At 64.2% G+C, this 23,673-nt stretch carries 23 protein-coding genes; 12 read left to right on the forward strand and 11 right to left on the reverse strand.

Annotated features, from left to right (window positions below; all coding sequences use genetic code 11):
• Nucleotides 1-74 precede the first annotated feature (74 nt).
• Nucleotides 75-1,022 (reverse strand): AraC family transcriptional regulator, encoded by a 948-nt coding sequence (locus WC739_RS06105; RefSeq protein WP_372952120.1) that lies wholly within the window; start codon nucleotides 1,020-1,022, stop codon nucleotides 75-77.
• A 126-nt stretch (nucleotides 1,023-1,148) separates the two neighbouring features.
• Between WC739_RS06105 and WC739_RS06110 the strand changes: the two genes are divergently transcribed.
• On the forward strand, nucleotides 1,149-1,892 hold the full coding sequence (locus WC739_RS06110) for an SDR family oxidoreductase (protein WP_372952121.1): 744 nt from the start codon (nucleotides 1,149-1,151) through the stop codon (nucleotides 1,890-1,892).
• 42 nt (nucleotides 1,893-1,934) lie between these two features.
• Here WC739_RS06110 and WC739_RS06115 read toward each other — a convergent pair whose 3' ends face one another.
• Nucleotides 1,935-2,309 carry a winged helix-turn-helix transcriptional regulator gene (locus tag WC739_RS06115; protein WP_372952123.1) on the reverse strand — a complete coding sequence of 125 codons (375 nt, stop codon included), beginning with the start codon at nucleotides 2,307-2,309 and terminating at the stop codon, nucleotides 1,935-1,937.
• A gap of 49 nt (nucleotides 2,310-2,358) precedes the next feature.
• Between WC739_RS06115 and WC739_RS06120 the strand changes: the two genes are divergently transcribed.
• The 5 genes from WC739_RS06120 (at nucleotide 2,359) to WC739_RS06140 (ending at nucleotide 8,164) form a co-directional block, all read left to right on the forward strand.
• Nucleotides 2,359-3,171: an SDR family NAD(P)-dependent oxidoreductase gene (locus tag WC739_RS06120; RefSeq protein ID WP_372952124.1), complete on the forward strand. Its 813-nt coding sequence runs from the start codon at nucleotides 2,359-2,361 to the stop codon at nucleotides 3,169-3,171.
• Nucleotides 3,172-3,743: 572 nt separating this feature from the next.
• The gene (locus tag WC739_RS06125) at nucleotides 3,744-4,727 is read left to right on the forward strand and encodes a glycosyltransferase family 1 protein (protein WP_372952125.1); all 984 of its coding nucleotides are present in this window, start codon (nucleotides 3,744-3,746) and stop codon (nucleotides 4,725-4,727) included.
• A 2-nt stretch (nucleotides 4,728-4,729) separates the two neighbouring features.
• Nucleotides 4,730-5,860: a UDP-galactopyranose mutase gene (glf, locus tag WC739_RS06130; RefSeq protein WP_372952126.1), complete on the forward strand. Its 1,131-nt coding sequence runs from the start codon at nucleotides 4,730-4,732 to the stop codon at nucleotides 5,858-5,860.
• Nucleotides 5,857-7,536 carry a family 1 glycosylhydrolase gene (locus WC739_RS06135; RefSeq protein ID WP_372952127.1) on the forward strand — a complete coding sequence of 560 codons (1,680 nt, stop codon included), beginning with the start codon at nucleotides 5,857-5,859 and terminating at the stop codon, nucleotides 7,534-7,536. Before glf ends, WC739_RS06135 begins: the two co-directional genes overlap by 4 nt.
• A gap of 178 nt (nucleotides 7,537-7,714) precedes the next feature.
• The gene (locus WC739_RS06140) at nucleotides 7,715-8,164 is read left to right on the forward strand and encodes a hypothetical protein (RefSeq protein WP_372952128.1); all 450 of its coding nucleotides are present in this window, start codon (nucleotides 7,715-7,717) and stop codon (nucleotides 8,162-8,164) included.
• A 266-nt stretch (nucleotides 8,165-8,430) separates the two neighbouring features.
• Here the strand turns inward: WC739_RS06140 and WC739_RS06145 are convergent, their stop codons facing one another.
• Nucleotides 8,431-10,368, reverse strand: a complete 1,938-nt coding sequence (locus WC739_RS06145) for an FAD/NAD(P)-binding protein (protein ID WP_372952129.1) — start codon at nucleotides 10,366-10,368, stop codon at nucleotides 8,431-8,433.
• On the opposite strand from WC739_RS06145, the gene WC739_RS06150 reads away from it, so the two are divergent.
• Both WC739_RS06150 and WC739_RS06155 read left to right on the forward strand, forming a co-directional pair.
• Nucleotides 10,359-11,255, forward strand: a complete 897-nt coding sequence (locus WC739_RS06150) for a DUF4142 domain-containing protein (protein ID WP_372952130.1) — start codon at nucleotides 10,359-10,361, stop codon at nucleotides 11,253-11,255. The two genes, WC739_RS06145 and WC739_RS06150, sit on opposite strands and share 10 nt — an antisense overlap.
• A gap of 27 nt (nucleotides 11,256-11,282) precedes the next feature.
• A complete protein-coding gene (locus WC739_RS06155; RefSeq protein WP_372952131.1) occupies nucleotides 11,283-11,888 on the forward strand; it encodes a general stress protein in 606 nt (201 codons plus the stop codon).
• Nucleotides 11,889-11,970: 82 nt separating this feature from the next.
• Here the strand turns inward: WC739_RS06155 and WC739_RS06160 are convergent, their stop codons facing one another.
• A complete protein-coding gene (locus tag WC739_RS06160; RefSeq protein WP_372952132.1) occupies nucleotides 11,971-13,128 on the reverse strand; it encodes a PHB depolymerase family esterase in 1,158 nt (385 codons plus the stop codon).
• 235 nt (nucleotides 13,129-13,363) lie between these two features.
• Here WC739_RS06160 and WC739_RS06165 point away from each other — a divergent pair, with 235 nt between their 5' ends.
• From WC739_RS06165 to WC739_RS06180, 4 genes are all read left to right on the forward strand, one after another.
• Nucleotides 13,364-13,876 (forward strand): ferritin-like domain-containing protein, encoded by a 513-nt coding sequence (locus WC739_RS06165; RefSeq protein ID WP_372952133.1) that lies wholly within the window; start codon nucleotides 13,364-13,366, stop codon nucleotides 13,874-13,876.
• A 58-nt stretch (nucleotides 13,877-13,934) separates the two neighbouring features.
• Nucleotides 13,935-14,234, forward strand: coding sequence for a hypothetical protein (locus tag WC739_RS06170; protein WP_372952134.1), 300 nt, complete (start codon nucleotides 13,935-13,937; stop codon nucleotides 14,232-14,234).
• Nucleotides 14,235-14,789: 555 nt separating this feature from the next.
• A complete protein-coding gene (locus tag WC739_RS06175) occupies nucleotides 14,790-15,620 on the forward strand; it encodes an amidohydrolase family protein (protein ID WP_372952135.1) in 831 nt (276 codons plus the stop codon).
• Nucleotides 15,620-16,822, forward strand: coding sequence for a glycosyltransferase family 4 protein (locus tag WC739_RS06180; RefSeq protein WP_372952136.1), 1,203 nt, complete (start codon nucleotides 15,620-15,622; stop codon nucleotides 16,820-16,822). Before WC739_RS06175 ends, WC739_RS06180 begins: the two co-directional genes overlap by 1 nt.
• Nucleotides 16,823-16,842: 20 nt before the next feature.
• Here WC739_RS06180 and WC739_RS06185 read toward each other — a convergent pair whose 3' ends face one another.
• From WC739_RS06185 to WC739_RS06215, 7 genes are all read right to left on the reverse strand, one after another.
• Nucleotides 16,843-17,421, reverse strand: coding sequence for a DUF308 domain-containing protein (locus WC739_RS06185; RefSeq protein ID WP_372952137.1), 579 nt, complete (start codon nucleotides 17,419-17,421; stop codon nucleotides 16,843-16,845).
• A gap of 120 nt (nucleotides 17,422-17,541) precedes the next feature.
• The gene (locus WC739_RS06190; RefSeq protein ID WP_372952138.1) at nucleotides 17,542-18,165 is read right to left on the reverse strand and encodes a hypothetical protein; all 624 of its coding nucleotides are present in this window, start codon (nucleotides 18,163-18,165) and stop codon (nucleotides 17,542-17,544) included.
• A 91-nt stretch (nucleotides 18,166-18,256) separates the two neighbouring features.
• Complete coding sequence (locus WC739_RS06195) at nucleotides 18,257-18,844, reverse strand: TetR/AcrR family transcriptional regulator (protein ID WP_372952139.1); 588 nt, start codon at nucleotides 18,842-18,844, stop codon at nucleotides 18,257-18,259.
• Nucleotides 18,845-18,955: 111 nt separating this feature from the next.
• Nucleotides 18,956-20,131 (reverse strand): acetyl-CoA C-acyltransferase, encoded by a 1,176-nt coding sequence (locus WC739_RS06200; RefSeq protein WP_372952140.1) that lies wholly within the window; start codon nucleotides 20,129-20,131, stop codon nucleotides 18,956-18,958.
• Nucleotides 20,128-21,021: an SDR family NAD(P)-dependent oxidoreductase gene (locus tag WC739_RS06205; RefSeq protein WP_372952141.1), complete on the reverse strand. Its 894-nt coding sequence runs from the start codon at nucleotides 21,019-21,021 to the stop codon at nucleotides 20,128-20,130. The genes WC739_RS06200 and WC739_RS06205 overlap by 4 nt, the downstream gene beginning before the upstream one ends.
• Nucleotides 21,022-21,128: 107 nt before the next feature.
• Nucleotides 21,129-22,703 carry an AMP-binding protein gene (locus tag WC739_RS06210; protein ID WP_372952142.1) on the reverse strand — a complete coding sequence of 525 codons (1,575 nt, stop codon included), beginning with the start codon at nucleotides 22,701-22,703 and terminating at the stop codon, nucleotides 21,129-21,131.
• Nucleotides 22,704-22,813: 110 nt separating this feature from the next.
• Nucleotides 22,814-23,673: ATP-binding cassette domain-containing protein (locus WC739_RS06215; protein WP_372952143.1), on the reverse strand; the 860-nt coding region annotated here is incomplete at its 5' end.

Raw genomic sequence — 23,673 nt, forward strand, 5'->3', positions numbered from 1 at the left:
TGCGTTATCCTTAATGCGATCCCAGCTCCGGCATGAGTGTCGGCATTGCAGGGACCGGCGATCCGATGCTCGATCTAGGCGGCCCGCGCCACACCCATCGAACCTGAAACCCGATCCTGACGGCGGCCGTAAGCCCGGGGTGAACAGCCCATGATCTTCTTGAACGCCATGCTGAAGGACGTGTCGGAATCATAGCCGATCGACCGCGCGACGGTCGAAAGGGAGTCGCTGGAAGTCTTCAGCCTGTCGGCCGCAAGCAGCATGCGCCAGCTCGCGAGATAGTCCATTGGCGATGTGCCGACCTTCTCCTTGAATTTCAGGGCGAAGGTTGATCGCGACATGGCGGCGCGCGTCGCCAGCTCTTGCAGCGTCCAGCGATGCGCCGGTTCGTCATGCATGGAATTGATCGCCAGGCTCAACTGTCTGTCGCCGAGCGCGAACAGCCATCCGACGCCCCCTGCTGAGCCTTGGGCGAGATGCAGCCTCAGCGCGTCGACCAACATCATGTGGGCAAGATGCTCCACCACCAGAGCGCCACCCGGCCGCGGATCGCGCAGTTCCTCCATCATCCGCTCGACCGGCCAGCGCAGCGCCGGCTCGTCCGATCGATCGCGAATATGGATGATCGGCGGCAGCATGCGCAGCAGGATTTCCGCGTGGTTTCCTTCGAGCCCGAAGCGGCTGCTGACCAGCAAGAAATCGCCGCCACCGTTGAACGAGACGATACCGGGCTTGCAGGGCGACGAAAAAACCTCACCGCCACCCGCCGGCACGGACGCCGGATCGCTGGCCAGGCGGAACGGTCGCCCGCTTGGAAGCAGGAAGGAGTCGCCCGCTTCCACGAATACGGGATCGGCCACCCCCGCCACGGAAAGCCAGCATCGGCCGGCAACCACGGCGCAGCATTTTATGCCGTCCTGCTGATCCGGGAACTGGATCGACCAGTCTCCGCCCGCCTCCAGGCCGGCGGACATGTAATTTCGCGGCTTCAGCAATGAAAGGACGTTTGAGAGCGGATCCATGCACATCTCGGACGATCGAAGAGATAATGCGGATCATACAGCATAGTTCGTATTTTCCAACCACCTACATGCTCCCCTGGAAGCCGGCACAGCACCTGTCTCGGCATGTCTCGAAAGGAAGCGACCATGGAAAATCTGGATGGGAAGCGTGTCGTCATCACCGGCGGCACGAGCGGCATAGGCCTGGCAACAGCGAAGCTCCTGCTCGATCGGGGTGCGCGTGTCCTGGTCACCGGACGCACGAAAGCCACCCTGGAGGAAGCCGCAAAGAGCCTCGGCAGGAATGCGATCGCGGTGCAAAGCGATGCGGCATCGCTGTCCGACATCGAAGCGCTCGCCGATCGCGTGAAGGCCGAGTTCGGAACGATCGACCTGCTCTATGTCAACGCCGGCGTGACGCGGTTCGTGCCCTTCGAAGGCATGACCGAGCAGGTCTACGACGAGGTCATGACGGTGAACGCAAAAGGTCCTTACTTCACGGTGCAGAAGCTTGCCCCGCTGATCGAGGAAGGCGGCGCCGTCATCGTCACCACGTCGGTGGTGAACGAGATGGGATATCCCATGATCAGCGCCTATTCCGCCAGCAAGGCCGCGTTGCGGTCGATGGTCCGCAGTCTTGCCCGGGAGTTGCTTGCCCGCGGCATCCGCGTCAACGCGGTGAGCCCGGGGCCCATCGAAACGGGAATTCTCGACCGCTCGCTACCCACCGAGGCGGTCGGCCAGACAAAGCAGGCGATGAGCGAGGAGAATCCGATGAAACGCTTCGGCCGCCCGGAGGAAGTGGCAAGGGCGGTCGCTTATCTGGGCTTCGAGGCGACCTACACAACGGGCTCGGAACTCGCCGTGGATGGCGGCGGATCCCAGCTTTAACGCCTGGAGAGGCGCGCCGGAACTGGTCCGGCGTGCCGCAATTCAGGGGTGGTCGGCTGAAAAGCCCCGCGCGGCGATCAGCACGGGCAGCAATTGACGCCCCATCTCCGACAGCCGGTACTCGACCCGCAGCGGCTTCTCGCCGAAATTGGTTCTCTCCACCAGGCGATCGCGCTCCAGTTCACGAAGATGCTGCGTAAGCATTTTCTGTGTGATGCCCGGCATGTCCCGCCGCAATTGTGAGGTGCGCATGGATGGATCGGCGTAGAGGCGAAACAGGATCGGCAGTTTCCAGCGCGCCTGTATCATCCGCACCACCCGCGCGACGTGCGCGACCGCGCCGTCCGGGCCAAGACAGACACCGCGCTCCTCGTGCGGGATGGGCACTTTAAAGTGCGTACTTGTCTCACCTGTCATGGCACTTGATCCTACGCCGAACTCCAACAGCAGAAGTGGACGTTCGGCGATGGATTTGCAATTGGACGGCAAGACGGCGCTGGTCACCGGCAGCAGCAGGGGGATCGGCGCCGCCATCGCCAGGAAACTCGCGGCCGAGAGGACGGTTGTCGTCGTCCACGGTCGCGACAGGGCCCAGGCGGCGCGGGTCGCCGACACCATCCTGGCATCGGGCGGGCGCGCCCATGTCGTCGTCGGGGATCTTACGCATGACGACGAGGTAGAGCGCCTGGTCGAGGAGGCGCAGGCTCTCGCCGGCCCTATCGACATCCTTGTCAACAATGCCGGAGGCTCGGGCGGCACCAGGCAGACCTGGGAAACCGCGCAGCCGACAACCTGGGGTGCCGCCTATGATCGTAACGTTCTGGCCGCGCTCAGGGTGACCACGAGGCTGCTGCCCGGGATGCGGGAAGCGGGATGGGGGCGTGTGATCAACATATCGAGCCTGGCAGCGACGATGCCTCCCCCCTCTGGCCCGGACTATTCGGCATGCAAGGCGGCGATCAACGCCATGACGGCTTCGTTGTCAAAGGCGATGGCGTCTGACGGGGTGACGGTGAACGCGGTTTCTCCCGGCACGGTCCACAGCGAGACGCTGGACGCCCGCTTTCGCGAGGTTGCCACGGAGCACGGGCTGGACAAGGACGCGCCATGGGCGGAAATCGAGCGTGTTGTCTTGCCCCTGTTCGTCGATGTTCCGGTCGGCCGTGTTGGCACGCTTGACGAAATCGCGGATGCGACCGCGTTCCTCGCCAGTCCGCTCGCGGGATACATCACCGGAACCAATCTGCGGATCGATGGCGGGGTCTCGCCCAGCCTCTGAAAACGCGCGCTAGGAGTGCGGCGTCTGGCCAGGCGTTTTGCCGGCCCACGGTCGCTCGCGCGGATGCATGGTTGGACGCCCGCACCGTCGACCGCATGACGATGCGGCCACATCGAGACCCGGTGTCGCAAGACGCCCCAAAATCCGGCGGCCAATGGTGAAACGGTGCTGGAATGATCGTCCGTTTTAGCCGGGCTGGCTGAGGGCAGAAGACCGCTTTGCCCCGGCACCGCTGCGAGAATCGTGCGCTGGCGAATGATTTTATTGGACGCGGAACGAGTCAGCGTTGGGCAAGTTAGACCAACGGTAACAATCACATCCCAATGCCTGGATTAACATTTGTTGTAGGCAGGCATTCGGGATTGAAATCAAGGGACTCGTTTATGGACGACTTGCTGGGGAAATCACATTACAGGCAGCCGGAAGAACAAAAGCCGATTCTTCTATGCTTTTCACATCTTCGTTGGAATTTTGTATACCAACGCCCGCAACACATCCTGACTCTTGCCTCAAGGTCGAAACAGATCATCTATTTCGAGGAGCCGCTCTTCGAACAGGTGCCTCAGGCCTTCATGCGTTCCAGCGACGTGTCGCCGTCCATCAAGGTCGTCACCCCAGTTCTGCCGCTCGGGACCGGCGAGGCCGATGCCATCGCGGCGCAGCGACGGTTTGTCGATGGCCTCGTTGCTTTCGCGCCACGGGACTTGTTGACGACCTGGTATTACACGCCGATGGCATTGCGGTTCAGCGACCACCTTTCCTGCGATGTCTGCGTCTATGACTGCATGGACGAGCTTTCAGCGTTCAAGAACGCGCCCGCCGAACTCGTGCTGATGGAGAAGCGGTTGCTGGAACGCGCCGACATCGTGTTCACCGGCGGGCAGAGCCTGTACGAGGCCAAGCGCGGCATGCACGGGTCGATCTTTCCCTTCCCGAGCAGCATCAACGTCATGCATTTCCATCAGGCCCGGGGACCGGGAAATGACCCGTTCGACCAGCTCCAGATCCCGCACCCCAGGGTCGGCTATTTCGGCGTCATCGATGAACGGCTCGACGTGGATCTGGTGATGAGCACGGCCATGGCCATGCCGGACGTGCATTTCGTCATGATCGGACCGGTCGTCAAGATCGATCCCGGGAGCCTGCCCAAGGCGGCCAATATCTATTGGCTGGGCGGCAAGGACTACACAGAGCTCCCAGCCTATCTCGGGCATTGGGATGCCGGCTGGATGCCCTTCGCGCTCAATGCGGCCACCCGCTACATCAGCCCGACCAAGACGCCCGAATTCCTGGCGGCCGGCGTTCCCCTCGTGTCAACCGCGATCGTCGACGTGGTGAGGACCTATGGCGCGGAGGGTCTAGTCGACATTGTCGACGCGCAGGACGTCGAAGCCAAGCTTCGCTCCCTGTTGGCCCGGCCCCGCGACGCCTTGCTGGCACGGGTCGACGCCTATCTCGCCGGCATGTCCTGGGAGAGCACCTGGGCGGCGATGGCCGGGCACATCCAGCGCGCCCGCTCCACCAGCAATGTCCTGCAGTTCCGGCGGAGCGCGTAGCCATGTTCGACTGGCTGATTGTCGGCGCCGGCTTTGCCGGCAGCGTGCTCGCCGAGCGTATCGCTTCGCAACGCAACGAAAGCGTCCTGATCATCGACAGGCGAAGCCACATCGGCGGCAACGCCTATGACTGCTACAACGAAGCCGGCATCCTGATCCACAAATACGGGCCGCACATCTTCCATACCAATGCGCAGTCGATCGTCGATTACCTCTCGAAGTTCACGGCGTGGCGACCCTACGAGCATCGGGTGCTTTCCCAGGTCGACGGCCAATTGCTGCCAATTCCCATCAATCTCGATACGATCAACAGGCTTTACGGCCTCGAGCTGACGTCGCGACAGCTGGAGCAGTTCTTCGCGTCGCGGCGCGAAACGGTGGACGAAATCCGGACCGCCGAGGACGTCGTTGTCAGCACCGTCGGTCGCGAGCTCTACGAAAAATTCTTCCGTGGCTACACCCGCAAGCAGTGGGGCGTCGATCCGTCCGAGCTGAACAAATCGGTGACCGCGCGCGTCCCGACCCGCACCGACCGCGACGACAGGTATTTCGGCGACAGCTTCCAGAACATGCCGGCCGGCGGCTACACCCGCATGTTCGAGCGGATGCTGGACAATCCCAACATCAAGATCATGCTGCAGACGGACTACAGGGACATCCAGGCCCGCATTCCGTTTCGCCGGATGATCTATACCGGGCCGGTCGACGAGTATTTCGACTGGTCGCTGGGCCGCCTGCCTTACCGGTCGCTGCGGTTCGAGCACGTGACCATCGATCGCGAGCAATTCCAGCCTGTCGCCGTCGTCAACTATCCGCAGACGGAGGACTATACGCGCATCACCGAGTACAAACACCTCACGGGCCAGCAGAGCCCCAAGACCAGCCTTACCTACGAATATCCGACCGACGTCGGCGACCCCTATTACCCCGTGCCGCGCGCCGAGAACGAGGCGCTCTACAAGCGCTACGAAGCGCTGGCGGCGAATGTCCAGGACGTCTGGTTCGTCGGCCGCTTGGCGACATATCGCTATTACAACATGGACCAGGTCGTCGGGCAGGCGCTGGCGACGTTTTCTCGCATCCAGAAGAGCCTGCCGGCGGCCGGCTCCACGCCGGCAGAGGCCGCTGAATGAACGATGCGCTGGAGATGTGGGGCGGCGTGGAATGCAGCCATGTCCGGGTCGGCTCCACCCTGCGCGACCAGCTGACGGAAACCGGCCACCTGCAACGGTTCAGTGATCTGGACCTCATCGCCGGTCTCGGTATCAAGACCCTGCGATATCCCGTCTTGTGGGAAAAGGTCGAAGCCGAGCCGGCCCGCCATGACTGGAGCTGGACGGATGCCCGGCTGCAACGTCTGCGCGAACTGGGGATCGAGCCGGTCGCCGGCCTCATGCATCACGGCAGCGGGCCGGCATGGGCAACGGTCCTCGATCCCAATTTCCCGGAGAATTTTGCAAGATATGCCGCCGCGGTCGCGCAACGCTATCCCTGGATCGAGTCCTACACGCCCATCAACGAGCCGCTCACCACCGCCAGGATCAGCGGGCTCTATGGCGTGTGGCATCCGCATGGCACAAGCGAAGCCACTTTCCTCCAGCTCGTGGTTGCCCAGTGCCGCGCCACCGCCCTGGCAATGAAGGCGATCCGCGCCCAAATCCCGTCGGCTCGCCTGGTGCAGACGGAAGATGTCGGAAGGATCTTCGCCACCGAGCATCTCGCCTATCAGGCAGATCACGAAAACGAACGTCGCTGGCTGGCGCTGGACCTCCTGGCCGGACGTGTCGACGCCGGGCATGCCTTTCACGGTCGGCTGCTGGATGCCGGGATTCGCGAAGACCATCTCCAGGAGTTGGCGGCCGAGCCCTGCCCGCCGGATATTATCGGCCTTGATTACTACCTGACCAGCGACCGGATGCTCGACGAGCGGACAGACCGCTACCCCAACGAAGCCATCGGCGGCAACGGGATCGATGCCTATGTCGACACCGCCGCCGTGCGCTGCGTCGACCAGCGCGATTCAGGCTTGGGCGAGAGGATCGACGAAGTCTGGCAACGCTATCGGCTGCCGATCGTCGTCACGGAACTCCACAACGGTTCGACCCGCGACGAACAGGTGCGGTGGCTGGTCGAAGGATGGCGCACCGCCCAGGCCGCAAAAGACAATGGCGTCGATATCCGCGCGGTCACGTCCTGGTCGCTGTTCGGCGCCGTCGACTGGAATTCGATGCTGTCGGCGCGGCACGGCTTCTACGAAAGCGGCGCATTCGACATACGCTCCGGCACACCCCGGCCCACGGCAGTCGCGGACGTGATCAAGGACCTGGCGACGCGCGGGGGCTGCGACCATCCAGCGCTGGACCGGCCCGGCTGGTGGCGCGATGACCGCGAGCGCGCGGCCGCGCGGCATATCCTGCTGCTCGGATTCGGCCGCATGATCTCGGCCATCGAGCAATGTTGCGCAGCGCGCAGGCTGGCGGCGTCGGCGGCAACGCCGGAGGCAGTTCGCTCAACCATGCATGCCGACCGCGCCTGGGCCACGATCCAGGTCGAAGAGCGGAGCCATGGCGGATTGCCCGGCACGATCATCTGCCGGTTTCCGGACGGGGGTGACCTGAGGCTGCGATACGCTGCCAAATGCTCGACGAACGACGTGGCCAATGCGGTGCTCGACCTTGTCATCGACAACCACCGGGGCGCGTTCGAACTGTCGCGAACCCGGCCCGGCAATCAATACGAACTGCATCCGCTATCCCCGGCGGCCCGCTTTACGCGACCTGACTTCGAATGGGCCAGCAACGTCGCGTAGCCAATGCCGCCGCCGCCAGTGTCGACGGAGCGCTTGAATTGATGTGTCGCATAAAGATTTCCGGCAGCACATCAAGTGATCGACACGTCGCGGGCGAGATCGGGTTGTTAGGGAGGAACCTAAGTCAACATACGTGCTTTTAATCTTATGATGAAGGCTGGCGCGGATAGGCATTGAAATGGCACGCTATTTTTTCGATCTGCACGACGGCAACGAGTTTACCGATGACCGCGAAGGCGTCATCTGCGGCACATTGACGGAAGTCAGCGATCACGCGGTCGGCGTGCTGCCCGACATTGCCCGCGAAGAACTCCCCGATGGCCCCAATCGCCGCTTCTGGATCAAGGTTCGCGATGAAAACGGCGCCTATGTATTCCGGGCCTCGCTCGCGCTGGCGACCGCATGGCTCGTCAAGGACGCCGATGGTCAAACTCAACCCGGCGAGGAACTGAGGCTAGCCGCGCTGCGCCGAACCCACGAACAGGTCAGGGCGATACGGCGCGACCTGGCCGAGGACGGGTTGTCCTTGGAAATGGCGGAAATCGACAGCTTGATCGGCTTGGCGCAAACCGAGGCCGAGCGGATGATGAAGAGCCTGTCACAGATGGCAGCGCCCGCCGCTCGCTGATCCTTAAAAGTATCGACGCCTACGCGATCGCGCCGTCGGACGTTGCCGCGCGGATCGACGATTGTCGGCGTCGCATGGAAACGACCCGTTCGCCTCGGCGGGCACGGAAACGGACCGCTCGCCTCGGCGGGATTGGGCTGTCCAACGGTTCCAGGAAAACCGGGGAACGGCTTTCCCTGGAAAAGCGCGCAAGCGCTTTCCCTTGGGAATTGCGTCAAAACAAAGAGTTAGGGCGGTTTGCCGTTTCCGAGAAACGGCGAACTGCTCTAGGCAAATTGCCTGATCTGGCTGCTCAGCGGATCGGATTGCCGTGCCTCGGCGGCTTGACCGCTGTCCGGATTCCGCACCGACATCAGCAAATCGTCCATCGACGCGGAGGCCGGCTGCTTCCGCGATATCTTGGCGATGATATCGGCCGCGATCTCGGCGCCCAGCTCATGGCTCGAGACAAGCCCCTGGATGAAGGGGCGATCCGACAGCAGATAGGGAAGCGATGCCATATGGATATCGCCTGATGCCAGGCTTGACGATCCACCGTCCTCCCCAGCTTGCGTTGCCTCGTCCACGACCGCCAGGTGATCCCTCAGGCCGGCAAAGGGGATATCCTCATCCTTGACCGCTCCCTCCCCGACGGCGTTTATCAGCACGTCGAACTCGAGAGCCGCCGCGGCGGTCTTCACGCAATGAGACTGGCCCGACGAATCGACCTCGTAGTCGTCGCCAAGCCGTTCGATTGTCAGCACGCCCGCCTCGTGCAAAGCCAGGAGCCGCTGCACCGATTGCGGTGGAATGGCCGCGTAATTGTCGACGAACATCCGCTTCATGCCGCGGTCGAACCGCTTCCGGTCCTCGACGCCGAAATGCACCACCGCGCCCTCCATGATCTCATGCATACGCAGGATGGCGTAACGCCATGGCACGGTGTGGCTCAGCGTCCGGTTCGCCATGACTTCGCGAAGGTTGGCGCGCGCCCAGGAAAACGGTTCTGAATTCGCTCTCGGCGCAAAATAGGCCGGCGGGAAACTATCCACGTCGAGCCGCGACAGCCCTATACCCCGCGACCACTCGGGGTCGCTTGTCTCAAGCTGCGCCTTGAACAGGGACATGACGCGATCGAGCAGCCCGTCGCTGCCGGCCTCGATGGCGGCGTCGACCGCGGCTTGCGTGAAGATCTCGAGCGGCTGATAGGGAAACGGGCAGAAGAAATCCGCTTCCGGCAGCAGACCGTTGCGCGACATCATGGCGATGCGCAAGGCCTCGCTGCCATGCCCCGGAACGAACGAGACAGTGTCCGATTCCTCGACAAATGCGCCGTGGTCGAGGGCGATCGATATCGTGGCGTCGATCCCGCTCAACGACGTCCCCAAAATGCCTATGCGGCCCGGCGGCAGTCCTTGCAGGCGCCACGTCGGATATGGGCTGTCGAAATAGGTCCGGTCGCCCTCGCCCGCTTCCTTGTCCACGGTATGGCCGGTCGCGACCACGACATGATCGAAGTCCGCTTCAAAAGCGACGTCATCGCCGATACCGGTCACGGTGACGTGGCCTCCGTCGGCGCGGATGTCGTCGACCTGATGATGTGTCTTGACCTCAACTTGGTGACCCAGGGAGTGGGCCTTTTCCACGAGCTGGAAGAACTGGTCCCGAAAATAGGTCCCCAGCGTGACCCGCGGAAAGAATGTGCGTTCCGTCACGTCTTCCGGCTGCAAGCCAAGGCTGTCCAGGCCCGTCTCCGACAGGGATCGCAGCCAATCCACCAGGCTTACCAGCAGCTGCGGCAGCTCGATGCTCGCGATGTTCGCCAGCAGGGCTTCATGGTTGGTGTTCTGGCGATAGGGCATGCCCGTGCCGGCGCTGCCGGTCTTCTCGTAGATCGTGATCCTCAGCGGCACGCTGCTGCCCAAGAGCGCATGCAACGTGTAGATGGCGGTCGGACCCGACCCGATAATTCCAATTCGTGACATTTGAGGCTTTCGAGAGCTGGCTCTGACAGCCCGCCATTGGAGCTGTATCTGGTCAGAAACTTCATTGTGCGGTGGAGGTTCCTTCCTCGGCCCCGGCGTACGGAAACAACCATCGCAACCGCATCGGTCCTGAGCGATGGGCAAACGCTGTTTATCGCTCCCCGGTCGGAACAAAGGCACCAAACGCAGGTTAGGCCTACAGCACATGTGTGCATGAAAGGACCTTCCCCATGAAAACACGACTACTTCTCGCCTCATTGGCCGCGGCCACCGCGATGACCCTCGCTTTGCCCGCTCTCGCCGCCGACAGCGCGCAGGATTTCGTCAACAAGGCCGCCGTCGGCGGCATGTTCGAGGTGGATTCCAGCAAGATCGCCGAGGGCAAGGCGCAGGACCAGGGCGTCAAGGATTTCGCGCAGAAGATGATCGACGACCATGGCGCCGCAAACGCCAAGCTGGAGACGATCGCCGGCGAGCAGAAGCTGACCGTTCCGAAGGAACTGGATGCCAAGCACAAGGGTGATGTCGACACGCTTCAAAACGCCAAGGATCCGATCGACGCACCCTACGTCCAGATGCAGCGCGACGCGCATATGGAGGCCGTGGAGCTGTTCGAGGGCTATGCCAAGGACGGCGACAACGCGTCGTTGAAGACGTTTGCGCAGGAGACCCTGCCGACACTGAAGATGCACCGCGACATGGTCGAGAAGATGGCCTCCATGGCGGGTGACAAGGCCGCGACGTCGACAGCCCCGGCTGCGGCAACGACCGACACCACCGCGCCGGCTGCAACCACCACCGACACGACGGCGCCGGCCGCAACCACCGACACCACCACTGCGCCGGCTGCAACCACCGACACCACCACTGCGCCGGCGGCAACCACCGACACCACCACCCCGGCCGTGACGACCACCGGAGAGACCAACCCGTCCGCGCCCGTTCCAGGCGCAAACAGCTTCACCGAGGATCAGGCCAAGGGCCGCATCCAGGATGCCGGCTTCGCCGACGTCTCGGCGCTGACCAAGGATGATCAGGGCATCTGGCGCGGCCAGGCCACCAAGGACGGCAAGAAGGTTGATGTCGCTCTCGACTACCAGGGCAACGTCGTTGCCGGCGCAAAATAACCAAACCCTATCAAGGAGATACGAGATATGAAAACCGTTACAGGACTTTTCGACAATTATGACGATGCTTCCGACGCCGTTGGCGAACTGGAAGCGTCGGGCATCCCGCACTCCGACATCAGCATCGTCGCCAACAATGCCGACAACCGGCACGATCGCCACGACACGTCGAAAGCGGCTGACGACGCCGCCGGCGGCGCCGGTCTGGGCGCCGTCGTAGGCGGAGCCGGCGGCCTGCTGGCCGGGCTTGGCCTGATGGCCATCCCGGGCGTCGGTCCGGTTGTGGCCGCCGGATGGCTGGCCGCCACTGCTGTCGGCGCCGTGAGCGGTGCCGTTGTCGGCGGTGCCGCGGGCGGCATCGTGGGCGCGCTCACGGACTCCGGCGTGTCTGAAGACGATGCGCATGTCTATGCCGAGGGTGTCCGCCGCGGCGGCACGCTGGTGACAGCCAAGGTCGATGACGCTCTTGAAACCGAAGCCCGAAGGATTCTCGGACAGTCAAAGTCCGTGAACCTCGAACAGCGCCGCGGTGAGTATGAGGCCGCCGGCTGGACCCGTTTTGATGCGGACGCCGACACATACGAGTCGACCGAAATCGGGCGCGACGGCGCCCGCGACGTGAACCGTATCTAGTTCGAACACGCAAAAACTCCCGGCCGAAGCTGCTTCGGCCGGGAGTTCCGTTTTCAGGGGCAAATGCGGGTTCGGCCACGCGTCAACGCATCAGCCCGGCCGTGCGCAGCGCGTCCTCGATTGTCTTGGAGATGCCCGTGGCTGAACCTCGCACAGGGCTTTTGGGCGTTTCGGCGGCATGATCGACTCTGACCGCCCGGGGAATGTCCACCGCCGCACGAAGCTCCACCGCCCTGCCCGACGCCGGTTGCCGTGAAACCTTGGCTCGCCCGGTGGCGGCGCCCTTGGTGATCTCCCAGAACGCCGCGATACGCCGGGTGGATGATATGCCGGCCTCGATCATGAATGGCGCGACATTGCCCAGGCCGTCCTCGCCGAGGGTCTTCAACGGCGTGCCATGGCCCATGCCAGCGATGGTATATCGCTCGATCACCTCGCGTCCGCCGGCATCGCGCCACACCTGGCGCATGTGTCCGTCGACGGTTTCCGTCCGGGGCAGGCCCGGCTCGACCCTATGCACACCTTGCCATTGGCCGAGAATGGAATCCGCATTGGACGGCGCCACCGTTGCGTCGGCCGATCCCTGCCAGATCGAAACGCGGGGCCAGGGCCCCTCGTGAGGCGAAGCCTCCTTCAGGCGCCGCTGCAGCTCCGCCGTGGACGGTCCGCCATGGCCGCGCATGCGGTCGAAGGCTTCCGGGATCGTCGAGGCGCTGCCATGCGCCAGGCCGGCGATGATCGCGCCGCCGGCAAACACCTCCGGGTATGACGCCAGCATCGAGGCCGCCATGGCGCCGCCCGCCGACAGGCCGGTGACGAAGATGCGCCGGCGGTCGAGGCCATGCTCTGCCACGATCGTGTCGATCATCTGGCGGATGGAAAGCGCCTCGCCCCGATCGCGCCTCATGTCCTCAGGCACGAACCAGTTGAAGCAGAGGTTGGGATTGTTGGCCCGCTGCTGCTCCGGGTACAGCACAGCGAACCCCTCCTCGTCCGCCAGCCTCGACCAGCCGGAACCATGGTCATAGCCGGCGGCGGTCTGCGTGCAGCCATGCAGGACGACGACCAGCGCTGCTCCAGGCGGCAGGTCATGGGGAATGTAGCAGCGCCCACGCAGCGCGCCGGGATTGGATCCGAACGCGCCGAGATCCGACAGGCGGTCATCGTGAGGATTTGTGGGAAAGCGCGGGCCGCCGCGCATGGCGGCCAGGCGAGCGATGGTGTCGGAGATGGTGCGCAAAATCGATATCCTAGCTGGGCGTCCGAAAACGCGATCCCATAGGACATCGTTGTTGCACTGCACAATGACAAGCTTACGCAAGGTGATGCGTGCCGCGTAGATACCATCAACTGACCTGCTTGCGCAGGCACCCGGCCTACAATGGATTCGGTAAATTTCGTACGGGAACCTCGCTTATTTCTGGATGTTTCTGTTCGCCTCGATGGGGAGGCCTGACAAGTATGGAGACATCACAATGGCGACGACCAGAACGGCCTCCACAAAGGGCCTGAGCGACCTCTTTCATGCCACGCTGAAGGATATCTATTTCGCCGAGAAGAAGATCCTGGCGACGCTGCCGAAAATGGCCAAGGCGGCGCAGAGCCCGGATCTGAAGGCAGCGTTCGAGAAGCACCACGGCGAAACCCAGGAGCATGTCGCGCGCCTGGAGGAAATCTTCGAGATCATCGACAAGAAGCCGCAGGCCAAGACATGCGCCGCCATCATGGGCATCACCGAGGAAGGCGCCGAGATCATGGAAGAATACAAGGGCGCGCCGGCGCTGGATGCGGGCTTGCTCGCGGTGGCACAGGCCGTCGAGCACTATGAAATATCGCGCTACGGCACGATGCGGACATGGGCCTCAGAACTTGGCCTCGATGAAGCCGTGACGCTTCTCGATCTCACCCTGGGCGAAGAAAAGACAACCGACAAGGCGCTGACCCAGCTCGCCGAGTCGGCGGTCAATGTCGCGGCCGAGGCTGCGTAGATCGACTAAGATCAACCGTTTGGAGCGGTGGAGCCCTGGCGGTCGCACGCCGGGGCTCATGTCGAAGCGGCGGACGTTAGGACCGAGCCAATATCTAAAGGGCAAAGGAACCAACGGCCGCGACAAAGCTTCTTGCCATGACGGCGTGGAGCCGGATCTGGAGATGAAGGACATGGGCTTTTTCGGCAACATACTCTCGAGGTTCACCGGCGGCAAAAAGGATGCGCCCAAGCGCACCGGCGATATGCGCAAGGCGACCGGGGCGGGTCCGGCAGTGGCGGCACATTCCAAGGACGCCAAGAGCTCTGGCGCGACCGGTCAAAATCCGAGAGCGGCCAGGAAGAAATCCACCAAGTAACACCCGCGCGACGGGCGGCGGTTTGACCGCCGCTCCAGTGCCGTATGTGCCAATCCCGGAACCTGAGCAGCAGCAGGGCCCAAGGATGTTCAACTCGCCTCGCATGCCACCCAATCCAATGCTCGAGCAGCCGGCGAGCATGCATCCGGTCGCGGCCGCTCCCCGACCGGACGGGTCGGGGAAAGTCCCTCCCGGGCAGCAGACGAGCCAACCCCAATCGCAAGACTATACCGACGCGACAGTGGCGACAGCCGCCCCTTCCGTTCGAGATCAAGATATGGACGGTTAGCGGGGACCTCCAAGGCGGAGATCCATGATGCGGTCGCTGTTGGGGCCCGCGCCACGCTGACCACGCGTCCTGAACGTCCCGACTGGCACCTGCCAGCACCAAGCCCGGACAAAGCAGCGCGCATGACACCGTGCGAACCAGACACGCGGAAGCGATGTCCTGCCTTTCGGTCATTTCCGTACCGACTTGGTTTTATCGCAGGTTTCCCGGCTAAGCATGGAACGGTGAGGGAAAGCGAAAGTTGTCGGCCAGACGGAGAGCTGACAATGATTATCGACGCGCATCTTCACACCTCGGGACGCGAGACGTCGGGCGAGGTCCTGCAAACCCTCGACGAGGCCGGGGTGGACATCGCCTTCCTGCTGGCGCCGTTCCTGACCGAACCATACTCCCTGGACGACCGCGACTCCCTGCGGGCCGGCAACAAATATCTCTCGCGTCTAATCGATGGCCATTCCGACCGGCTGGTGGGTTTCGCGGTCGTGAACCCGCTTCACCCGCAAGCCGCCGGGGATCTCGAGGAAGCCGCCGGATTGCCCGGCATTCGCGGCCTCAAGATGGTGCCCACCGGCTGGTACCCCTATGACGACTGCGCCCATCGCGTTTACGAAGTCGCATCGCGATTTGACCTGCCGGTCCTCTTCCACAGCGGCATCTTCATCGACGGCAGGTCCGGCAGGTTCTGCCGGCCGGCCTTCTACGAGGCGATCCGCGAGCACCCGGGACTGCGTGCGACGCTCGCCCATCTCGGCTGGCCGTGGTGCGACGAGGCGAACGCCGTCGGCGTGATCGACCGGATCAACGGGGTGAACCCCGAAGACAGCCAGTTCAGGTTCGACATCTCGTTTGGCCCGCCGCCGATCTACCGCGAGGAGGTCTTCAGGAAGGCGTTGGACGTGATCGGACCGCGTTCGATGCAGTTTGGCAGCGACCGCTTCCTGCCCTGCAGCGGCGCCCACATCCGGAGCGCCATCGACGAGGTCACCGCCCTGCTCGACCTGTTGGACGTATCCGCGGCCGACCGTGAGGCGATCATGTTTCGCACGGCGGCGGAGTGGCTGAGACTGCCCCTCGCCCTTTCCCCGGAGATTGCCTGATGCCCAAAGCCCCTCACGTCGTGACCGGAAATTCCAACTCCCCTGCGCCCAGGATCCATGTCCTCGAGGTGCTCGGCAACGCCATCGTCGGCGGCATGGAAAATTACGTCAAGAATCTCATCGCCCACCTGCCCGTCGACGACTTCAAGGTGACGGTTCTTTGCCCCTTCGAAAGCGCCCTCACCAGCCAGATCCGGGCACAGGGCCACCAGGTGTTCATTGCGCCGCTGCGGGATGATCCGCCGTGGCGGACCATTGAAATGATCTGCACGCTGATCCGAGAAAACGACATCGATCTTCTTCACGCGCATCTGATGAATGCCCATACCGTGGCGGCGATTGCCGGCAAGCTGACGGACACGCCCACGGTCGCGACGCTGCACGGCATGAGCCTTCATCCGCAGGAGATCAGCGTTATCAGGACGACGGGAAGCCATACGATCGTCGTCTGCCGGGAAGCCTGGTCGCAGGCCATGGCGGTGGGGCTGGCATCGGATAGCGTGAGCCTCGTCCCGAACGGGATCGACCTCGCCGTCTACAATCCTGCCGCCGCGGACCGGTCGATCCTGCGCAATGCGATCGGCATCGCGCCGGATGACGTGCTGATCGGATTCGTCGGCCGGCTGGCCTGGGAGAAAGGTCCAGACAAATTCGTCAAGGCGGCCGAACAGATCCTGCAACACAGGCCCGAGGTTCATTTCGCGCTCGTCGGCACCGGCCTGATGGAAAAGGAACTGGCGGCGGCGATCGAGCGGGCCGGCATCGAAGGCAATGTGCATCTCGCCGGCATGTGGCAGGACCCCAGCAAAGTGTACCCTTCCCTCGACCTGATGCTCCATACCTCGAGGGCGGACGCCATGCCGCTGGCCATCCTCGAGGCGATGGCCTCGGGCGTGCCGGTCGTGGCCATCGGTGTCGGTGGCGTTCCCGAACTGATCGAGGCCGGCGAAACCGGCATCCTGATCGGCACCAACGAATGGCCGGGCATCGTTTCCGAATATCCCGGCGACTGGGATGGCGTGGCCAAGGCGGCGCTGGCTCTGATAGAGCACCCCGAACGGTTGCAGCGCATGTCTGCCGCCAGCGTGCGTCGCGCCGCCGCCCTGTACGACATCAGGCAGTCGGCGGCGGCGACGGCGCAGATCTTCCGGCAACTGATGCGCGTCAGGCGGGAGTCGACGCGGCTGCATTCCGTTTCGTAGGACGGTTGGCGGGCAAGCGTTCAGCGGACCGCCTGGGCCGGCCTGCGCCTTGCATCGCTCACCGTCAGCCAGACGGCGGAGACAAGGAAGTAGAAGGCGCCGAAGGCCGCGTAGGGCGCGACATTGGTGATATCGATCGTCTCCGCGCCGCCCGCCATCTTGACGAAGAAGATGCCTGCCAGTGCCGACTGGGCGCCGCTCAGCACCATGGCCCACTGCGCGCCGGACTTCCAGCGGCGAATGGCGGTGGCGAGCTGAAAGAGGCCCGACAGGACCGCCCACACGCCGAAGACCGCGAGCACCGCATTCATGCTTTTGCCCATCGCCACGGCGACCGCCACCGTGGTGATGACGCTGATGATGAAGTTGAGCAGCTGCGTCTTGTTGCGGTTCAGGCCGCCGGTGCGCTGGGCGTCGATGAAATTGGCCAGCGCGTCCCAGGCGGGATAGGCGACCAGCATGATGGCTGCAAGCGGCGGGATGGTCCGGGCGACCGCGAAAGCCAGGAGCACCCAGGCTGCCGAAACGGCAAAGCGTGTGAAATAATAGCTCTTGAGCCAGGTGTGTGAGGATAGCACCTGGTCGGTTTGATTGGTCATGGCAACCATTTGATTTTCCTTCGTATTCAATATCTGGAATAGGATTGCGTCGGTGCCCGCCTGCCGGACGGTTCACGGTCGCGGCGCCGCCGGTCGGCGCGCGCCGTTTCTTGAGTGGCTTCACATCGGTGGAACGACGCCATCCTTGCCGACGATGATTTGGCGTCCGAGCACGCCCTCTGCCGCCTTCTCGGCGATGATGAACACCACCGCGCCGGGCACGAGGTCGTCCTTTGTGGCGGCGGCAAGGGTCACAACCGGCGTGCCATCGGGGATGGCGATCTTCTTTTGCTGGCCATTGTAAGACACGGTCAGGGTCCGCCCCTGGATGTCCTTGACCGCGTTGGCCACGGTTGCGTTGGTCATGCTGCTCTTGGGCTTCAGATCCCAGCCATAGCTGCCCTCGCCCGCACCCCGCAAAGCCGGCGGGAAGATGAGGACTTCGAGCGCGCCGTCGCCGCCCTCGGCCTTGGGCATCGAGGCGATCCCGACAAAATCGCCTGGCTTGATGTCAGCGACCTGTGCCCGCGCCACGGCCGCGACTTTCCAGCCGTCGGCCAGGGTGACATCAACGGTTTCCCCCTCCCGGGTCTTCACTTTCAGCACCGACGCGCCGAGGGTTTCGACCGTTCCCCTGACGTGGAGTTGCTGGGCCTTCTGCTCGTCGGCGCGCACGGGCCCGGTCAACAGCGGAAATGCTGCAAGGCCGATGGCGACGAGCGCCGGCAAAATTCTGCGGATCATGGTGGTCTCCTTACCTACTGGTTGGTAGTTTATTGAAGCGCGGGCGCGTAAGCGGCGGCGGGCTTCGCCGCTGCCTGCGCGAATACAAATGTCAGTGGATCTTGGTCGACAGGCGCCGCACGGTCGGCGTCAGGATCGCGTCGAAGAGGGCGGGATTGCCGCAGGCCCGCGCCGACAGCATCGCGCCATGCACGGTGGCGATGAAGATCTCGGCCTCCACCTCCGCCGATCCGTCGAACTGGAGAACCCCCTTCTCGGCGCCGCGCCGCATGACCTCGGTCAGCCAGGACGACAGGAACCCGAAGTAAGCCCGCACCTCGACGGCAACCTCGGGCGGCAGCGCCGGCAATTCGCTGGCCAGCAGCGCGCAGACGCAGAACGGGATGGTGGCGTCCTCGATGCACTTCGCCCAGTAGCCGGCATAGGTCTGCAGAAGTGCAAGCGGATCGGGGACTTTGCGTTCGAGTTCCGCCATGCCGGCCTCCGTCTGCTCGCGATGACGCGCCACCAGCGTGCGAACGAGGTCGACCTTGCTGGGGAAGTGATGGTGGATGCTCGCCTTGCGGATCCCCACCACGCCGGCGATGTCGGCATAGCTGAACCCATTGTAGCCGCCCGAAACGATGAAGCTCCGCGCCGACGCCAGGATCTGATCGGAAGTCATGACAAGATTGCTCATGCGGCCTACCTACCTTCTAGTAGGTTGACTGTCAAGGCCCTGTTCGTGCTGCTATCGCCCGTAACCGAGCGGAGAAGACCGACTGATATGGACCCGGTGCGGCCAGTCGCTCTACAACACCTCGAACAGCCCGGCCGCGCCCATGCCGCCGCCCACGCACATGGTGACGACGACGTAGCGCACACCGCGTCGCTTGCCTTCGAGGAGGGCGTGGCCGACCATCCTCGCGCCCGACATGCCATAGGGGTGGCCGATCGAAATCGCGCCGCCATTGACGTTAAGCCGTTCGTCGGGGATGCCCAGCCGGTCGCGGCAATAGAGAACCTGGACCGCGAAGGCCTCATTGAGCTCCCAAAGACCAATGTCGTCCACGGAGAGTTCGAAGCGCTCCAGCAGGCGCGGCACGGCAAAGACCGGACCGATGCCCATTTCATCAGGCTTGGTGCCGGCCACCGCCATGCCGACATAACGGCCGAGCGGGCTGAGGCCGCGTCGCTCCGCCAGCCGCGCTTCCATCACGACGCAGGCCGAGGCGCCGTCGGAAAGCTGGCTGGCATTGCCCGCCGTCACCGTGCCGCCGGCGATCACCGGCGTCAGCGCGGCCAGCCCGGCGAGCGAGGTGTCGGGCCGCGCTCCCTCGTCCCGATCGAGCACGATCTCGCCAAAGGTGATCTCCCTGGTCGCCTTGTCGACCCGCTTCATCGTCGCCGTCACCGGCACGATCTCGGCGTCGAACCGCCCGGCGGCCTGGGCCGCGGCGGTGCGTTGCTGCGAGGACAGCGCATAGAGGTCGCAGGCATCGCGCGCGATGCCATAGCGCCGTGCGACGACTTCCGCCGTCTCGAGCATCGGCATGTAGGCGTCGGGATGCATCGCGGCCAGCGCGGGGTCCGGCGTGGTTCGCAGTTCGGGCGTCTGCACGAGCGAGATCGATTCCACGCCGCCGGCGACGATGATGTCCATCCGGTCGACGATGATCTGCTTGGCCGCGGTGGCGATGGTCATCAACCCCGACGAGCACTGCCGGTCGATCGTCATTCCCGGCACCGTCACCGGGAAGCCCGCGCGCAAGGCCGCCATGCGGCCGATCGTCTGCTGCACACCCTGCGGCAAGGAGCAGCCGAGCAGGCAATCCTCGATTTCATCAGGCGCGATGCCGGCGCGCTCGACGGCCGCGTTAAGCGCGTGCGCGGCAAGCGTCGGCGATGGCGTGTCATTGAACGCGCCGCGATAGGCGCGTCCGATCGGCGTCCGCGCCGTCGAGACGATGACCGCGTCGCGCGTCATGACCGCACCGCCATGGCCGGGGCCACCGTCTCGGCGCTGGCAAGTTCGCGCTCGGCCTGAACAAAGCCGTAGCCGGGGACGATCTCGCCGGCGCGGTCGGAGATCGCGTCCCAGTCGCGGACCACCCGGTCGCCGGCATCTTCATCAGCGCCGATCTGGAGGCCTTGCGTCAGCGTTATATTGGCCCGGGCGAAATGGCCCGCGCCGGCACAGAGGATCGCGCGGTTGGGCGCGTCCTCGCCGACAAGCGCCAGCAATCCCGGGCTGACCAAAGCCGGATCGAGCAGGTCGAGATGCTCTTTCGACAGCACGCCATCCGTCATCTGGGTCGCGGCCGTCGGCGCCAGGCAATTGACGCGGATGCCGTATTTCTCCCCCTCGATCCCAAGCGTCTGCATCAGCCCGACCAGCGCCATCTTGGCCGCGCCATAGTTTGCCTGGCCGAAATTGCCGTAGAGCCCTGTCGAGGAGGTGGTCATGACGACCCGGCCATGGCGCTGCTCGCGCATGATCTCCCACACCGCCTTGGTGCAGATCACCGCGCCCATCAGGTGGACGTCGACCACCAGGCGGAAATCGTCGAGGCTCATCTTGGCGAAGCTCTTGTCGCGCAATATGCCGGCATTGTTGATCAGGATGTCGACGCGGCCGAAGTGCTCCATCGTCTGCCGGACCATTGCGGCGACGGCGGTCTCGTCGGTCACCGATGCCGCGATGGCGATGGCCTCGTGCCCGGCAGCCGTGATGCCGGCCACGACGCGATCGGCTGCCTCGCGCGACAGATCGTTGACCACCACCCTGGCGCCCTGCCGCGCCAGGAACATGGCATGCGCGCGGCCAAGCCCGCCGCCCGCACCCGTCACGATCGCGATCCGTCCCTCGACTGACATCCGGCTGAAACCTCCGATTTTCGACGGCAAGGACCTAACAGAAATGATATTCACTCACAAGATAGCGAACATTGTGCCAGGCCTCGCGAGGCAGTGGATAGCATATTTCAGCCGCTGCCATACTCGGCCCGGAGCCTCAGCTTGTCGATCTTGCCGGTGGCGGCCAGCGGCATGCGCGGCAGGCGGTGGATCGCGTCGGGAATCCACCAGGAAGCGACCCGCCCCCGCAAGGAAGCCACGAGGGCTTCATCGCTGATCGTCTGGGCCTCGCGCATCTCGACCAGCAGGACCGGCCGCTCGCCCCATTTGGGGTCCGGCCGGCCGATCACCGCCGCCAGCGATATTTCCGGAAGCGCGCCGATCACCGCCTCGATCTCGGCGGGATTGATCCATTCGCCGCCGGACTTGATCAGGTCCTTGACCCGGCCGGTGATGGCGAGGTTCCCCTGCCCGTCGATCCGCGCCAGGTCGCCGGTCGCGAACCAGCCCTCCTCGTCGGTGGCCTTCTCCTCCTGGCCGAAATAGCGTTCAACCACGGCGGCGCCGCGCACGCGCAACTGCCCCTCGACGCCGCGCTGCTCGGGCAGCGCCTGTCCCTCGGCATCGGTCAGCAGCAGGTCGACGCCGACGGCGGGTCGGCCGGACAGCGGCGCTTGCGACGGCTCGTAAGGCGGCGCGACCGTGCCGGATGGCGACAGCTCGGTCATGCCCCAGCTCGTCTGCACTTTCACGCCGAGGCGGCTTTCGATCCGCTCCATCAGCGCCGGCGCGATCGGGGCGCCACCGACCGTGATGCGCTTGAGCGTCGGCAATTTGCCGCCGGTGGCCTCGATATGTTCGACCAGCCCGAGCCATACAGTCGGAACCCCCACCGCCATGGTCACGTCTTCCTCGACGATCAGTCTTGCCAGGCTGGCGCCGTCCACGGCGCGGCCCGGCAGAACGAGCTTGGCGCCAACCGCCGGCACGGCGAAAGGAAGGCCCCAGGCATTGGCATGAAACATCGGCACGACCGTAAGCACGCTGTCGGCGCCCGAGATCGCCATCACATCGGCCTGCAACACGCGCAATGTGTGCAGGAAACTCGAGCGGTGGGTGTAGGTGACGCCTTTGGGCGCGCCGGTCGTGCCCGACGTGAAGCAGAGCCCGCAGGGCGCTGTCTCCTCGAACTCGCCCCAAGCCACCTCGCCCTGCGATTGCGCGACCAGCAGGTCGAGCGATTCATGCGGCGGATCGGCGACGAAGTCGCGCGCACCGTCGATCACCCAGACATGGTCGATCGCGGTCCCGTGGCCGATAATCTCCCTGGCGAGCGGCAGGAGGTCTGCGCTGACGACCAGGATGCGGGCCTGGGACAGGCTTGCCATTACGGCCAGTTGCGCGCCGGTCAGGCGCGGGTTGAGCGTGTGGCAGACCGCGCCCATGCCCATGCTGGCGTACCAGACCTCGACATGGGCGTGGGTGTTCCAGGCCAGCGTCGCGATCCTGTCGCCGGCGCGGATGCCGAAGCCGTGCAGCACCGCCGAAATCCGCATGCTGCGTTGCATCAGCGCGGCATAGCCGATCCGGTCGGATGTGCCGTCCGCGCGGCCCGTCACCACCTCCGCTTCGGGATGCCACCTGGCTGCGTGCTGGAGGAATTTCTCCAGCGTCAGCGCATAAGGCTGCATGGTGCCGTCCATCAGCAGCACCTCGATGTGCCAAGATTCACTATCAAGCCAGTTAGCAATTGAATCGACCTTGTAAATGCATGTTCCCGTCGTCCGCCTGATATCATCGACTGGCGATGCGCTCAGTGGATCGCGGCATTGAGAATACTGGCGGCGCTTGCTTCGGAGCGTGAGAACTCGGCGGCGATCGTGCCGCTCTTGGCGACCAGGATGCGGTCGCAGGTGTCCAGGATTTCCGGCAGGTAGGACGATATCAGGATGACGCCGGCGCCACTGTCGGCGAAGCCGCGGATGATCTGCCGTATCTCGGCGATCGCCCCGACATCGACGCCCCGCGTCGGCTCGTCGAAGATCACCAGCCTCGGATTCTGGATCAGCGATTTGGCGATGACCACCTTCTGCTGGTTGCCGCCGGAAAGGTACAGCACCGGCCGTTCGACGCCGATGCTGCGGATCGACAGCTTGTCCACCCACTCGCGGGCCAGGGCTCGCATTTTCGCCCGGGGAGCGATGAGGCGACGCCCGCCGAACTTGGCCAGCCAGCCCAGCCCGATGTTTTCCGCGACGCTCAGCGTATCGAAGAAACCGTCCAGCTTGCGGTCCTCGCTGATATAGGCGATGCCGTCGGCGACCGCCTGGGCCGGCAGGCCGTAACGCACTTCGCGGCCATCGAGCCAGATCCGGCCACCGCCGAAATTGCGCTTGGTGTGCCCCATGATGACCTTGGCCACCTCGCTCCTGCCCGAACCGATCAAGCCCGCCAAGCCTGTGATTTCACCCGGGAAGATCGAGAAGGACATGTTGTTGACCATGCTGCCCATGCGGATGTTCTCGACGCGCAGCACCGGCAGGGCTGACCTGGGCGGGCGCCTGGCCGCCGGGATCCTGCCCTGCTCCTTCAACTCATCGCCGATCATGTGATGGATCAGCCTGCCACGATCGAAATCCGCTGCCGGACCCGTCGTCATCATCCGCCCGTTGC

The organism is Mesorhizobium sp., from assembly GCF_041661565.1.
Lineage (GTDB): Bacteria > Pseudomonadota > Alphaproteobacteria > Rhizobiales > Rhizobiaceae > Mesorhizobium.